Genomic DNA, 15059 nt, shown 5'->3' with positions numbered 1-15059 from the left:
CGCGTCTGCCGGGTGACGGACTGCCACGCGCCGCATGAGCGAATAAAGGAATCGCCGAGCGCGCGCGCTATCCAAAATAACAGGGGGTCGCGCAACAAGGTCTCGTCGCCGCACCGCGTCCTGACCACCGATAACAGCGCGCCCCACCCCGCGACGCGCGCCGACGCGCCATGTCCCGATCTCCGGCGGCTTGCCGACGGCACCCGGGGGCGATTTGCCCTGAATCAAGCACGAACGTGTACCGAATCGGCGATAATGGCGCTTTATTGTTTCACGCATCCTGCGAATTCCGTTGCCATGTCCATCGTCAATATCGCTGCGTACAAGTTCGTCACGCTCGACGACATCGCGACCCTGCGTCCGACCCTGCTCGAACGCTGCCAGGCACTCGACCTGAAGGGCACCATTCTCCTCGCGCCGGAAGGCATCAATCTGTTTCTCGCCGGCGCGCGCAATGCCATCGATGCGTTTCTCGCCGGCCTGCGGGCCGACGCCCGCTTCGCCGATCTCGAGGTCAAGGAAAGCCTCTCGGACACGCAGCCGTTCCGGCGGATGCTCGTGCGCCCCAAGAAAGAAATCATCACGATGAAGATGCCGGTCATCAAGCCGGCGGACGGTCGCGCCCCCGGCGTCGACCCCGTCACGCTCAAGCGCTGGCTCGACGCCGGGCAGGACGACGAGGGCCGTCCGGTCGTGATGCTCGATACGCGCAACGATTTCGAAGTCGATGTCGGCACGTTCGAGAACGCCGTCGATTATCGCCTCGCCAAATTCTCGGAATTCCCCGACGTGATCGCCGCGCATCGCGCCGAGTTCGAGGGCAAGACCATCGTGTCGTTCTGCACTGGCGGCATCCGCTGCGAGAAGGCCGCAATCTACATGCGCGACATCGGCCTGGAGCACACCTACCAGCTCGACGGCGGCATTCTCAAGTACTTCGAGGACGTGGGCGGCGCGCACTATCAGGGCGACTGCTTCGTATTCGACTACCGCACGGCGCTCACGCCCGAGCTCGCCCCGTCCACGACGAAACAGTGCTTCGCATGCCGTGCCGTCGTCACGGAACAGGCGCAGCGCAGCGCCGAATACATCGAAGGCGAACAGTGTCCGGCGTGCGCCGGCACCCGTACGAGCGCCGATGCCCAGGCGCAGGCGGCCGAGCGCGCCGCGTCGCTGGCGGCGTCGGCCTGAGCGCATCGGTGAACCGTTTGCCGGCGAACGGCGCGTGCTCACCGGATGGCCCCGCGCCCCGGGGAAACGACGGGCATCCGGCGCGTGAAGCGCGCGAGACCTGCGACGTGGGGGATGTGCAAGCCGCTCCCGAAGGGCCGGAAGCGTCTCACAGCCGATCCTCGCGCAGCCAATACCGCGGCCGCTTTGCCCCCTCGCCAACCGGGCCGCTGCATCGCGGCTCGCTCGTCACCGCGCTGGCCAGTTGGCTCGATGCCCGCGCCCATGACGGCATCTGGATGGTGCGCATGGAGGATCTGGACGAGCCGCGGTGCGTGCCCGGCGCGGCCGACGACATTCTACGCACCCTGGAACGTCTGGGTCTGCACTCGGACGAGCCGATCGTCTGGCAAAGCCAACGCCATGCGCGCTATGAAGCCGCGTTGGCCTCGCTCACGGCCCGCGGACGGATCTATCCATGCGGCTGCACGCGCCGCGAAATCGCCGATTCGCTCACGCGCGTGCATGCGCGTCACACCACACTCGCGTACCCGGGAACCTGCCGCGACGGCCTACATGGCAGGACGGCCCGCGCATGGCGTCTGCGCGTGCCCGACGGCGACGCCGCGCGCATCGACTTCGAGGACCGCTGGATGGGCGCGCAGTCGCAGAATCTGGCCACGGAAGTCGGCGACTTCGTGCTCAAGCGCGCCGACGGTCAGTGGGCTTACCAGTTGGCCGTGGTCGTCGACGATCAGTCGCAGCACATCACCGATGTCGTACGCGGCGCCGACTTGCTGGATTCGACGGCGCGTCAGATTTATTTGCAGACCTGTCTCGATGCCCCCACGCCACGCTACCTGCACGTACCGCTAGTGATGGCCGACGACGGCGAGAAGCTGAGCAAGCAGAATGGCGCCTCGCCGCTCGCGCTGGACACGCCGGACGCCGTGCTCGCAGCGCTCAGGGATGCCGCGCGACACCTCGGCCTGCCGCCCTCGCTCGCCACGTTATCGCACCGCGAGGACTTCTATGCCGCGGCGACCCAGGCGTGGCGGGAGCGATGGGGCCAATAGGCCCAGGAAGAACAACAGGTCGCCACGCTGTCCAGCAAACGTGACGGGCGCCGACGATTCAATCGCGAACCGGCCTGATCGGCCCGATCAGTCACCAGGCCGCCCGTAACCGCCCCCTCGCCAGCGTTCCGCCAACAAAAAAGCCAGCGCATTCGCGCTGGCTCATTGTTATCGGCGGCAGACGGGGCTCAATCCGACACGACGTCCAGGCCCTCAGTTGCCTGCCTTGCGGGGGAACCCCGCGAGCAGGGCGGCGACCTGCCGCTTCGGTGCCTTTTCCGGCAGCGCGCCGAATGCCGTCGGAGCGCCGGCCTCTTGTGCGGCACGGTTGCTGTCGCGTTGCGCGTCCGATGCGCTCGGCGACGGCTCGTACGGCTTGTAGAAGAATTCGTCCTCCGGGCGCACACGACGCGGCGCGCCGCTGCCACCACTGCGGCCAACACGCAAGCCTTCATGACGGCTGTGGCGCTCGGTGCGCTCAGTGCGCTCGCCCCGGTCGCTGCGCTCGTAGCGATCGCCTCGGTCGTCGCGCGAACGGCTGCGGCGCTCCAGTGTCAGTTGGCCGCGCTTGAGCTCGCGCTTGATCAGCTTTTCGATTTCCACGAGCTGCTTGCGCTCGTCCGGCGCGCACAGCGAAATCGCTTCGCCCGACGCCCCCGCACGGCCCGTGCGGCCAATCCGGTGCACGTAGTCCTCGGCGTTGTAAGGCAGATCGTAGTTGATCACCCCAGGCAGATCGGAAATATCGAGACCGCGTGCGGCCACGTCGGTGGCGACCAGTGCGCGGATACCGCCCTGCTTGAAGGCCTCGAGTGCCAGCATGCGCTCGTTTTGCGACTTGTCGCCGTGAATGGCGGCCGTCACGATGCCATCGCGCTCGAGCTGACGCGCCAGACGGCTCGCGCCGATCTTGCTGTTGACGAACACGATGACCTGCTTGAGGTCGCGCTCGCCAAGGATCTGCACCACGGCGGCACGCTTGTCGTCTTCGTCGACCTCATAGACGGTCTGCTCGACCTTGTCGGCCGTCGCGTTGCGACGCGCCACTTCGATCGTGACCGGATTCGTGAGATAGCTCGATGCGAGCTTCTTGATCTCGTTCGAGAACGTCGCCGAGAACAGCAGCGTCTGACGCTGCTTGGGCAGCAGGTTCAGAATGCGTTGCAGGTCCGGCAGGAAGCCCATGTCGAGCATGCGGTCGGCTTCGTCGAGCACGAGCATCTTGACCTGGCTGAGGTTGACCGTCTTTTGCTCGACGTGATCGAGCAGGCGTCCCGGCGTGGCGATCAGGATTTCCACACCGCGGCGCAATGTGTCCTTCTGCGGGTTCATGTCGACGCCGCCGAACACCACGGTGTTGCGCAGCGGCGTGTGCCCCGCGTACGAGCGCACGTTGTCGGCCACCTGATCGGCGAGTTCGCGCGTCGGCGTGAGGATCAGCGCGCGCACCGGATGGCGGGCGGGCGATGCACTCGTGTTCGCGTCAGGGAGCAGCCGCTGGATGATCGGCAGGGAGAAACTCGCGGTCTTGCCAGTCCCCGTCTGCGCGGCACCCATGACGTCACGACCGGACAGCACCACCGGGATGGCCTGCGCCTGGATCGGCGTCGGCTGGGTGTAGCCCTGCTCGGCAATGGCCCGCAAGATGTCCGCATGCAGCCCAAAGCTATCGAAGCCGGGGGTCGGAACAGCATTTACATCAGCCATGATGATGGGACATCTCTTTAAAAAAACGGGGGCCGCCACGCGGAAGGATCCGCATCAAAGCTCACTCGCGAAGATTCAAGGGGCGCTGCGCGCCATGCTCAAGGCTGGCGCGAGAGGGGCCTGTCGGGGACAGATGCGTCGGGCGCCGCCGGACCGGGGTGGTCGTCAAGAAGCGAAACAACCGCAATTCTAGCACTTGCGCACGACCAACGTGTGACAACGGCCCTTGCCGGGCCGTGGCGCGGGCGCGACGACGCTCAGCGGCCCGCGCCGGCGTTGGCGCTGCCGTCGGATTTCGCGTCGCGCGCGACCGGCTTGGCGGCGCCGGCCTTGAGCGTCTTCGACGATTGCGCCGCACGCTGGCGATTTGCGTATCGCTGCGCCAACACGGCACACACCATCAGTTGCATCTGATGAAACAGCATGAGCGGCAGCACGATGGCGCCCAGCGGGCCGGTCGCGAACAGCACCTTGGCCATCGGAATTCCGCTGGCGAGGCTTTTCTTCGAACCGCAGAACACGATCGTGATTTCGTCTTCTCGCGAGAAGCCCAGCCAGCGCGCCGAGAAGGTGGTGAACGCCAGCATGATCGCGAGGATCACGGCGCAACAGCCGAGCAGGCCCAGCAGCGCGAGCGGCGGAATCTGGTGCCAAAGCCCCGTGTTCACGGCCTCGCTGAACGCGGTGTACACGACCAGCAGAATCGAGCCCTGATCGACGAACTTGAGCAGCCCGCGATTGCGTTCGACCCATTTGCCGATCGCCTTGCGCGAGAGTTGCCCCGCGATGAACGGCACGAGCAGCTGGAGCATGATGTTGCCGATCGAGTCGAACGGCGACGCGCCGGTGTTGCCGTCGTGATGAACCACGACCAGCCCGACCAGCAGCGGCGTAATGAAAATGCCGAACAGGCTCGACGCCGAGGCACTGCACACGGCCGCCGGCACATTGCCGCGCGCGATGGACGTGAACGCGATCGCCGACTGCACCGTTGCCGGCAGCGTGCACAGGAACAGCACGCCGAGGTATAGCTCAGGTGTCACCATCCAGGAGAGCACCGGCTTGAGCGCCACACCGACGATCGGGAAGATGGCGAACGTGCTGGCAAACACCAGCAGGTGCAGGCGCCAGTGCGTGGCGCCGGCGAGCACGGCTTCACGCGAGAGCTTCGCGCCGTGCAGGAAGAACAGGGCCGCAATCGCCACGTTGGTCAGCAGATTGAAGGCCACCCCGCCCTCGCCATGCGCCGGCAGAAAGCTGGCCAACGCGACGGTCGCCACCAGCATCAACGTGAAATTGTCGGGAAGAAAACGCGGTCTGGCCATTGTCGATCTCGAATACGCCTGAAAAGACAAAGCCCGTACGCCAGGACACGCACCGGCGGCATGTCGCCGCCCGCGGGTCTCAATCGATCGGCGGGCGATCGGAAGTGACCGGAAGTGTGCGCTCGCGATACGGGTTTTCACGTATTAGACCGCAAGGACAGTTAAAATACAAATTCATTTAAAAATTTTATTCATACAAAATTCGCATGAATATCTCGCTGCGCCAGCTCAAGGTGTTCCTCGCAGTGGCCGACCTCGGCAGCTTCAGCCGCGCCGGAGAGGATATTGGCCTGACTCAGCCGGCCGTCAGCCGTTGTATTCGGGAGCTCGAACAAGAACTCGGACTCAAGCTCGTGGACCGTACCACGCGGGAAGTCACGCTGACCGAAGTGGGCGCCAGCCTCTCCGCCACCCTCGCCCGGGTGCTCGACGAGCTGGAAAGCGCCCTGCGCGACACGCACGGCCTGGCCGAGGAGCGTCGTGGCCGGGTTCGCGTAGCCAGCGCGCCGACCATTTCGGCCAATCTCATGCCGGAATGTATTTCGGCCTGTGCCGCTCGCTACCCGGACATCACGCTGATGCTGCGCGACCAGGTCCAGACGCTGGCGACCGACAGCGTGCGTCATGGCGAAGTCGATTTCGGGGTAATCGTCGCGTCCGAGGGCGCCGACGACCTCGTCGGCGAGCCGATCATGGTCGAGCCGTTCCTGGTGGTGTGCGATCGCTCACATCGGTTCGCGAAACAGGCGGCCGTGGACTGGAAAGCGCTCAATGGCGAGAAACTCGTGCTGCTCGACTACGCGTCGGGTAGCCGCCCGCTCATCGACCGTGCGCTGGCAGCGCATGGGGCTTACTGCCAGGTGGCGCAGGAAGTCGGACACGCCATCACCGTGTTCCGCATGGTCGAGGCGGGCATCGGCATCAGCATCATGCCGGCGCTTGCGCTGCCCACGATGCCCGGACCCAAGAACGACGGGCGGCTCATCGCCCTGCCGCTCGTGCCCCAGATCGACCGGACGATCACGCTCGTACGCCGCAAGAACCGCACCCTTTCGCCCGCCGCACAGTCCGTGTGGGAGCTGATCCAGCAGGTCACGGCCGCCTCGCCACACGCGCTCGCGGCCCCTTCCCGCAAGGCCGCACGCGGAGCGAAGACGGCGACACCCAAAAAATAACCACAAATAACGAATAAAGAGCACTATTGACCTACGATTGATCGATATTCAACGAAATAAGCCCAAGGGAATCGCAAACCGTCCGAGCATTGTGAGTGAGCGCCTGCTACAATTGTGGGGCGTCGACTCCCCCCCCACAAAGCGCGTGACGGTCTCGCCATCGCGCCTCGACGCCATGCCCGCCCCCGGCGGGCATTGTGTTTCTCGTATGGCGTCATGGACTTGTTCATCAAATACTTCAGCCCGCTTTGGCTCTTCCATGCGGCGGCCGATCTGTCGTTCTGGCAGCGGCATCAACTCGACGCACGCATGCACGTCGTGAGTCGGTTCCTGTGGAGATATGTGATGCGCTGGAGCGTTGTAAGCGCCATGCTGCTCGTGCCCGCGGCCCTGCTGGCGCACGGCCTTGCCGCGACCGGGCTGGCACTGGCGGGTGGCGTATCGGCCAGCGTCGCGGTATTGATGGCGGCACTCGCGCTGGGTTGCCTCATCGGCTCGCGCCTGCGTTGATCCCCGCGTAACTCCCCGCTCGTCGCAACATCGCGCCAGCAGTGGGGGGCAAGGCGCGAGCACCGCATCGGCATCAGGTCAGGATCGAGTTGGCATCCGGCCGGCGTCAGGTCCGCATCGGGAAGACAACACGCCGGCCCCGTGCCGCGCGTCGTCGCGCACACGTTTCGTCATGTGCGTCGACTATGATGGAACGGCTCGCCTCGCGTGGCATGTCGCCCGCGACGCCAGCCTTCCTCGACCCAAAGGAGATTCCCATGGCCAATGCCAAGATCCTGGTGGTGTTCTACAGCATGTACGGGCACATCTACAAGATGGCCGAAGCCGTTGCCGAAGGGGCGCGCGGCGTCGCCGGTGCGGAAGTGAGCGTCATGCAGGTCCCCGAACTCGTTCCCGACGACGTGCTGGAAAAGAGCGGCGCGAAAGCGGCACGGGCAGCCTTTGCGAACGTACCGGTCGCGCGCGTCGATCAACTGCCCGACTACGACGCGATCATCTTCGGCACACCCACGCGCTTCGGCAACATGACGGCCCAGATGCGTAACTTCCTCGACCAGACCGGCGGTTTGTGGGCCAAGGGAGCGCTCGCCGGGAAGGTCGGCAGCGTGTTCGCCAGCACCGCGACGCAACACGGCGGACAGGAGACGACGATCACGAGCTTCCACACCACGTTGCTGCACCATGGCATGGTCATCGTGGGCGTGCCTTACACGGAACCCGCGCTGACCAACATGACGGAAATCACCGGAGGCACGCCGTACGGCGCAACCACACTGGCGGCTGCCGACGGCTCCCGCCAGCCGAGCGAGAACGAATTGAAGATCGCCCGCACGCAAGGCCGACACGTGGCCGAAATTGCGGCCGCCCTGAAACACGGACGCGCACTGTAATCCTCGCCAGGCGTTGCGCGGTGGTCACGCCCGAAGGCGTTCCCACAGCGCAGCGCCTGGCAACGGTAAACGGCACGCCAGACCACGATGCGCCGCCGCGCGATCAAATCAGCTTCAGGTCCCTCAGCACCGCCTTCACGATGCGTGCCCGTTTCGGGGCGTCGGCCTCCGACAGCATGTCGATGTTGATCGCCACGCTGGTGATGTTGCCGTCGCGCTCGATCCACCCTACCCACCAGCCGATATCGGGCTTCTTGTCGACGAACCAGCCCGTCTTGCCGTGAAGCACATAGTCCGGCGTGGCTTCGACGATCGACATCTGGCGCACGATGTCCTGCGAGCGCGCAGAGAACGGCAACGTGCCACGCGCGAGACGCTGCACGAAGTCCACCTGCTCACGCGCCGAAATCTGCAGACTGTCGTCGACCCAATAGGCGTCCGGCGCGCCGCCAATGGTGCGGTTGCCATACCCGACCTCGTTCAGCTTCGCCTGCGCGTACTGGCGCCCGATCTTGTGCGAGACGACCTGATAGCAGGGCAGGCATGACACGCGAAACGCGGTCCTCAGGTCCATCGCCGCGTTCCAGTTCTTGATGCGTCGCGGCTTGCCATCCCAGGGAATGATCGCGCGTTCGTTGTCCAGCGCCCCGGAGTCGAGCGCCAGCAGGCTGTTGAATATCTTGTAAGTCGACGCCGGCGACATGCGCCTCTCGGCACGTGCGGCGTCGTAGGCCTGATAGGTTTGCGTACGTGCGTCGAGCACCACGATCGTGCCCTTCACGCCCTCCGCGGCGAACAGCTTGCCCCAGTCGGCGCGCTCGGTGATGCGCCCCGGCGCGGCTTTCGGCACGTCGGCCGCATAGGCCGCAGGGGTGGCGGCGAGCGTTGCGGGCAAGACGACCGCGCCGACCAGCCGCCGCCACAGGCCGGCACGCCACCGGCGAGAGACTATCGTATTCATTTCGTTGTCCTGATTTCATGGGAGGTTCGTCGGACATGCGGGACGTTGCGGACCCTCCGGGGCATCGCCGGCATGCTGTCTGGACGCTGGCCAGGCGCCGGTTCTCGAGAGCGTATGCAGCTTAGTTCGGGTTTCGACAGACGCAAAGCAAAGCTACCGTAACCGACGTAACCGCCGTATCATCGGTGCGCCCCTCCCGAAGACCGTGAGATTGCGGCGCAGGCTGCACGCCGCCCCGGCGCGAAGCGGGCGCTTCTCCGACGTCATTCGACGAAACTCGACGCCATGCCCGACATTCCCGCCACCGTCACGAACGTCAGCGCCACTGGCGCCGCCCCCCTCGCCGTACGCCTCGACGCGCCACAAACGATCAATGGCGAGGCGGTCCGCTACCAAAGCCTCTGGCTGCTCATGCGGGTGTATTACGCGGCGCTTTACGAGAATTCGCCTGTCTCGCTGGCATCGCTGAAGTCCCGCTTCGGGCAGACGTCCGGCGCGGCGGGCGATCTGCGCATGCTGATCAGTCGCGCTTTTTCGGATTTCGCGCGCTGGCATGTCGCGGTCGGCTGGGGCGAGGATCGCCACGCCGACCCGCGTCTGCTGCCCACGCGCGGGCGTGGCAAAGGGCCGTTCTGGCTCGCGCCCCGGGAAATTCCGCGGGTCCGCGTGACGATCGGCAATGCCGCGCCGGACAGCCCGCGCCGCGCGATTGCCGCCTTTCTCGGCCTCCCGCAGGACACGGCGCCCGATACACACTCCCCCGCCCTCGATTACGTCATGCAGGACATCGCGTTCTGGCATCACCTGACGCTGGGCAAGCGCGACATGCAGGACGGCGTGTTCTTCGCGCCACCGCAAGCAAGCGCGCCGGGTGACGTGCGGCGTCAGCGCACGGGCGCCATCCCCTCGTTCCATGCCGCGCAGGTTTGCGCCGTCGACGACGTGCAGCGAGGCATCGCGCTGCTCGCCGAGACGATCGTCTGGCGCCGCATGGGCGACGCCGAACGCACGAGGCGGACCCTCACCACGCTGGCGGAAACGTTCGGCGCGAACCCGCCGGGCTCGCCCACGCTGCGCGCCATGCACTGGATCGTGCAGGCGTGGCAAGCCTACGCGTTGCGCGACGAAGCCGGCGCGTTCGCCCATCTGCAACGCATCGGCGACGACACGACGCTTGCCCCGTGTCTCGTCTACAACCCGCGGATTCGCTTCGAGAGCCGAAATCTGCAGGCATTGCTGCATAAGTCGCACGCCGCCCGTCCGGGTCCGATGCCGGCGCGCGCCAAATCGGCCGCCGATGCGCTGGCCGCCTTTTCCGACGCGCTGCAGGCCGCGTTCGAAGGCGATTCGATCGAACTGGCGCAACACGTTGCGGCCAACATCGGGCTGACGCTGTGGTTGTTCTGGCAGGGCGCGCTCATCGACCCGGGACGCCGCCTCGCCGCCGCCGACGTGCAGCGTCAGGCGTTGCGCTGGATTGGTTTGTCCGAATGGATCTGCGACCGCTTCGGCGTGGGCGGCAACTCCGTCTGGAACACCGTTTTTTTATTGCGCATCGCGCGCGGTGCCGTGCCGGCGCGGCGCGATCCCGATCTTGCAACGTTGCGCGCGAGCACGCCGCTCGCCGTCGACGCATTTCTCGACGCCGTGCAGCCGTTCGGCGCACCGTTTTCGCGCGCCAAGGGATTCACCCGCTGGACCGACGTGCTGGCCACCACGCTCGCCGATCACGAAGAGGGGCGTGTTGGCTTCGAGCCGTTGCAGCTCGCCAACCTGTGGTTCGAGATGTTGTGGTTCGCGCTGCACCAGGACGGCGACTCCCCGCAGGCGTTGCACGCGGCTCACTCGCTGGGAAGGGTGCTGCCGATGCTTCCGCCCCCCGATCGGCGCTTCTTTCGCGACGTGCTTCGGCTCGTGCCGCGCGAGTTTCAGCGCGAAGTCCGGCTGGCACAGTGAGTCTGCGCCACACGGTCGCGGTTCGCCCGCGCATCGGTCACGCACGGTCGATCGGCGATAGTGCGCAAACGGAAGTCGCGCCGGGCCCGGCGCAGGCCCATCGCACCGCCAAGGTGCATTCGGACGCAGTTCAGCGCACGCCGTGCGGCACCTTTGGCAGCGGTGCGCGAAATGCGATGGCCATCCGGTTCCACGCGTTGATCGTGGCAACGGCGAAGGTCAGGTCGGAGATCTCCTTGTCATCGTAATGCGCGCGCAGTTCCGCGAACACGTCGTCGGGCACGTGTCCGTCCTGCACGTTGGTGACGGCTTCCGTCCATGCGAGCGCCGCGCGCTCGGCCGGCGAATAAAGCTCCGTCTCCCGCCAGGCATCGAGCAGATGCACGCGGCGCGGCTCGATGCCGACTTTCAGCGCGTCTGTCACGTGCATGTCGATGCAGTACGCACAGCCATTGAGCTGCGAGGCGCGCAGCCACACGAGTTCGACGAGGCCGTCCGGCAGTCCGCAATCGTGGAAGTAGTGGCTCAGTGTGCTCAGGTATTCATACGGGCGCGGAGCGGCTTTGATGTAGTTCAGGCGCAGCATGGATGGTCTCTCCGTTCGATTGAAGTCAGTTCGGATCCGGCATTCACATCGTTGACGATACGCACCTCCTGCCTGAATCAAAAGAGCCAAAAGCGAATAAATTCGCCAGGCCAACGTCGGCCAAGTCGCCGACATCCCCGGTCCGGGGAACCGCGCGGCCCGCATTGTGCGCTCGCCAGCGAACCTGGCGTGGGGCGTGCGCGCATGCCGCATTGCACCATCATCCGTTCACGTTTTTCGGGACACATCATGCTTGTGTTCGCCCGGCATGTCGGTGTATCGTTGCCGCAAAGCTAAGCGCAGGGGTCCTGCAACGTGAGTTGTGGGTGAGAAATACCCTTAGAACCTGATCTGGATAATGCCAGCGCAGGGAGCGTAGAAATTCCTCGCCCCCGTTCATGCTCCTGAGCCGCTTTGCGCCGAAATTGTCGGCGTCAACACGTGCCCCGCCAGGAGACATTGCATGAACGCCAACCCGAAGTTCCTCTCAGCCAACGCGCGCGTGGACGAAGCCGCGATCGCACCGCTGCCGAATTCCCGCAAGATCTACGTGCAAGGCTCGCGCCCGGACATCCAGGTGCCGATGCGTGAAATCTCGCAAGCCGACACCCCGACGAGCTTCGGCGGCGAAAAGAACCCGCCGATCTACGTGTACGACACCTCGGGCCCGTACACCGATCCAAACGCCAAGATCGACATCCGCTCCGGCCTGCCGGCCCTGCGTGCCGCATGGATCGAAGCGCGCGGCGACACCGAAGCGCTACCGGGCCTGACCTCGGCCTACGGCCGCGAGCGGGCCGCCGACGCCGCGACCGCGGAGCTGCGCTTCCCGGGCCTGCATCGCACGCCGCGTCGCGCCAAGGCCGGCAAGAACGTGACGCAGATGCACTACGCGCGTCAGGGCATCATCACGCCCGAAATGGAATACATCGCGATCCGCGAAAACCTCCGCCGTCAGGAATACATCGAGAGCGTGCGCCAGACGGGCCCGCAAGGCGAGCGTCTGGCCAAGCTGCTCTCGCGCCAGCATCCCGGCCAGCATTTCGGCGCCAGCATCCCGGCGGAGATCACGCCGGAATTCGTGCGCAGCGAAATCGCACGCGGGCGCGCCATCATCCCGAACAACATCAACCACCCGGAATCGGAGCCGATGATCATCGGCCGCAACTTCCTCGTGAAAATCAACGCGAACATCGGCAACTCGGCCGTGACGTCGTCGATCGGCGAGGAAGTTGACAAGATGACGTGGGCGATCCGCTGGGGCGGCGACACGGTGATGGATCTGTCGACCGGCAAGCACATCCACGAAACGCGCGAGTGGATTCTGCGTAACAGCCCGGTGCCCATCGGCACCGTGCCGATCTATCAGGCGCTCGAAAAGGTCAACGGCAAGGCCGAGGAACTGACGTGGGAAATGTTCCGCGACACGCTCATCGAGCAGGCCGAGCAAGGCGTCGACTACTTCACGATCCACGCCGGCGTGCGTCTCGCCTACGTGCCGATGACGGCCAACCGCATGACCGGCATCGTCAGCCGCGGCGGCTCGATCATGGCCAAGTGGTGTCTCGCGCATCACAAGGAAAGCTTCCTGTACACGCACTTCGAAGAAATCTGCGAAATCATGAAGGCGTACGACGTCGCCTTCTCGCTGGGTGACGGCCTGCGCCCCGGCTCGATCTACGACGCCAACGACGAAGCGCAGCTCTCCGAACTCAGGACGCTGGGCGAACTCACCCAGATCGCGTGGAAGCACGACGTCCAGGTGATGATCGAAGGCCCGGGCCACGTGCCGATGCAACTCATCAAGGAGAACATGGATCTCCAGCTCGAGTACTGCGACGAAGCGCCGTTCTATACGCTCGGACCGCTCACGACGGACATCGCGCCGGGCTACGACCACATCACGTCGGGCATCGGTGCAGCGACCATCGGCTGGTACGGCACGGCCATGCTGTGCTACGTCACGCCGAAGGAACACCTGGGTCTGCCGAACAAGGACGACGTCAAGGAAGGCATCATCACGTACAAGCTCGCCGCGCACGCCGCCGATCTCGCCAAGGGCCACCCCGGTTCGCAGATTCGCGACAACGCGCTGTCGAAGGCGCGTTTCGAATTCCGTTGGGAAGACCAGTTCAACCTGGGTCTCGATCCGGACAAGGCACGCGAATTCCACGACGAAACGCTGCCGAAGGATTCGGCCAAGGTCGCGCACTTCTGCTCGATGTGCGGTCCGCACTTCTGCTCGATGAAGATCACGCAGGACGTGCGCGATTACGCGGCCAAGCAAGGCATCACGGACGAAGCCGCCCTCAAGCAGGGCATGGAAGTCAAGGCCGTCGAGTTCGTCAAGAGCGGCGCCGAGATCTATCGCCGTACCTGATGCCTCGCCGCGTGCCGACGCCCTGTGCGTCGGCGCGGACGTTGCAGTGCAAAGCGCCCGGGGCACTTCACCCCGGGCGCTTTTTTCATTCGCGCCGCGCGACTGCCACGTGCAAGCCCCTCAACCGACCGATGGCGCGGTACTGGTGCCTGGCGCGGGTGCCGTCGGCACACCGTACATCGAGAGCTTGTTGCGCAGGCGTTGCGTGGCGATGTGCGCCGGCAGCGTCGACATCGACGTGGCGAGGGCGGTGAATGCCTTGGTGTTCGTTGCGGGCAGCACTGCCGCGTCCATCACTTCGGTGTGGCGCATCTCCCAGTGGCGCGCCCCCAGATGCTCGACGCCCAGCGCCAGCCGCGCCCATTCGTCGGTGCCCATGCCAACGGACGGTGGCAAGTCGCCGCGGACCAGAGCCTGATGCATCGGCAAACTGTCGGCGAACCCGACCCGAAGCATCCATTCGGTGCTTTGCGCGTCTGGCAGAACCCGCGCTCCCGAATGCAGCCGATCGTTGAGTCTGCCGATGAAGCCGCCCGGCGCCTCGAACGTCATGCACGCCTGCGTCCACTCCTTCTTGCCCGCGAGCGACGGCTTGCCCGTCCAGCGACGCGCGGTATCGGCCACGGTTCGCGTCACCGTTTCCCGGGTGGGCTCGAACGGCACGGTGCCATTACGCCCTTCCGTACCGAGCAAGGCGCCCGCGACGATGTCGCGGCAGAGCTGCGCGCGTTCGCTGCGTCCGTCCGGCATGACGACCGGATGCTGGCGCCCATCGATCGACGCGCCGCGCGCATTGGGCGACGGCAGGCTTGCACAGACATGTAGCGCCGCCAGCGCAGATGGGCAAAGTACCGGCTGCGCAACACGCGGGGCGCCGGTGCGTGGTGCCATGAGCAGGGAGTCGCCCCCATGCGTCGGGTCGGCTTCGGCCGATTCCATCGACTGCATCGATTCCACTGATCCGGCCGTCACGACGCCAACGTCGCCGCCGAATGATACCGCCTGGAAATCCGTGCGCATCGCGTGGTTCGCAACGACCGGCATCGACCTGGCTGATGCCCGGTCGACCGACCACGGGTGATACGATGCCGCCACACGTGCGTTCGCAACGTGCGCCAATGCAGTGCCGGCGACGCCGCCCGCCCGGAAAACCGACTCCGTGGGTGCAAGCGGGGAAAGCGATGTCAGACCGCCCGTGCCGGGCGCGTGGATTGCGGGTTGAATGCCATGCATCATCGTGAAGTCCTCATCGGAGAAGGCGTGGTTCGTGGCCACGGCCCCGACACCGTGTCGAGGCAGGCATCACGATGCACGAGAGGTGCT

Annotated in this window: 12 protein-coding genes and 1 riboswitch; of the genes, 7 read left to right on the top strand and 5 right to left on the bottom strand. The window is 65.5% G+C overall.

Features of this window, described 5'->3' with window-relative positions:
* Nucleotides 1-297 precede the first annotated feature (297 nt).
* Together W930_RS26165 and gluQRS are read left to right on the top strand one after the other, a co-directional pair.
* The gene (locus W930_RS26165; RefSeq protein ID WP_023872071.1) at nt 298-1191 is read left to right on the top strand and encodes a sulfurtransferase; all 894 of its coding nucleotides are present in this window, start codon (nt 298-300) and stop codon (nt 1189-1191) included.
* Nucleotides 1192-1307: 116 nt separating this feature from the next.
* Nucleotides 1308-2246, top strand: a complete 939-nt coding sequence (gene gluQRS, locus W930_RS0105230; protein WP_051399286.1) for a tRNA glutamyl-Q(34) synthetase GluQRS — start codon at nt 1308-1310, stop codon at nt 2244-2246.
* 213 nt (nt 2247-2459) lie between these two features.
* Here the strand turns inward: gluQRS and W930_RS0105225 are convergent, their stop codons facing one another.
* Entirely contained in the window at nt 2460-3953 is a 1494-nt protein-coding gene (locus tag W930_RS0105225; RefSeq protein WP_023872073.1) for a DEAD/DEAH box helicase, read from the bottom strand.
* Nucleotides 3954-4210: 257 nt separating this feature from the next.
* On the bottom strand, nt 4211-5278 hold the full coding sequence (locus W930_RS0105220; RefSeq protein ID WP_023872074.1) for a bile acid:sodium symporter family protein: 1068 nt from the start codon (nt 5276-5278) through the stop codon (nt 4211-4213).
* Between the two features lie 206 nt (nt 5279-5484).
* Here W930_RS0105220 and W930_RS26160 point away from each other — a divergent pair, with 206 nt between their 5' ends.
* From W930_RS26160 to wrbA, 3 genes are all read left to right on the top strand, one after another.
* Nucleotides 5485-6453, top strand: a complete 969-nt coding sequence (locus W930_RS26160; protein WP_023872075.1) for a LysR family transcriptional regulator — start codon at nt 5485-5487, stop codon at nt 6451-6453.
* A gap of 216 nt (nt 6454-6669) precedes the next feature.
* A complete protein-coding gene (locus W930_RS0105210; RefSeq protein ID WP_023594646.1) occupies nt 6670-6963 on the top strand; it encodes a hypothetical protein in 294 nt (97 codons plus the stop codon).
* A gap of 257 nt (nt 6964-7220) precedes the next feature.
* Complete coding sequence (gene wrbA / locus W930_RS0105205) at nt 7221-7853, top strand: NAD(P)H:quinone oxidoreductase (protein ID WP_023594645.1); 633 nt, start codon at nt 7221-7223, stop codon at nt 7851-7853.
* Between the two features lie 103 nt (nt 7854-7956).
* Here the strand turns inward: wrbA and blaOXA are convergent, their stop codons facing one another.
* Nucleotides 7957-8814, bottom strand: coding sequence for an OXA-62 family carbapenem-hydrolyzing class D beta-lactamase (gene blaOXA / locus W930_RS0105200; RefSeq protein ID WP_023872076.1), 858 nt, complete (start codon nt 8812-8814; stop codon nt 7957-7959).
* Nucleotides 8815-9099: 285 nt separating this feature from the next.
* Here blaOXA and W930_RS26155 point away from each other — a divergent pair, with 285 nt between their 5' ends.
* Complete coding sequence (locus tag W930_RS26155; protein ID WP_023872077.1) at nt 9100-10770, top strand: hypothetical protein; 1671 nt, start codon at nt 9100-9102, stop codon at nt 10768-10770.
* Between the two features lie 130 nt (nt 10771-10900).
* Here the strand turns inward: W930_RS26155 and W930_RS0105190 are convergent, their stop codons facing one another.
* The gene (locus tag W930_RS0105190; RefSeq protein WP_023594642.1) at nt 10901-11356 is read right to left on the bottom strand and encodes a carboxymuconolactone decarboxylase family protein; all 456 of its coding nucleotides are present in this window, start codon (nt 11354-11356) and stop codon (nt 10901-10903) included.
* 291 nt (nt 11357-11647) lie between these two features.
* Nucleotides 11648-11746, top strand: a riboswitch (TPP riboswitch).
* Nucleotides 11747-11819: 73 nt separating this feature from the next.
* Between W930_RS0105190 and thiC the strand changes: the two genes are divergently transcribed.
* A complete protein-coding gene (gene thiC / locus W930_RS0105185; protein ID WP_023872078.1) occupies nt 11820-13736 on the top strand; it encodes a phosphomethylpyrimidine synthase ThiC in 1917 nt (638 codons plus the stop codon).
* 120 nt (nt 13737-13856) lie between these two features.
* Here thiC and W930_RS0105180 read toward each other — a convergent pair whose 3' ends face one another.
* Entirely contained in the window at nt 13857-15011 is a 1155-nt protein-coding gene (locus W930_RS0105180) for a hypothetical protein (protein WP_023872079.1), read from the bottom strand.
* Nucleotides 15012-15059 lie beyond the last annotated feature (48 nt).

It is taken from the genome of Pandoraea sp. E26 (genome assembly GCF_000681415.1).
In the GTDB taxonomy this organism is placed as follows: Bacteria; Pseudomonadota; Gammaproteobacteria; order Burkholderiales; family Burkholderiaceae; genus Pandoraea; species Pandoraea pnomenusa.
This window is presented reverse-complemented; position numbering and strand designations above follow the sequence as displayed.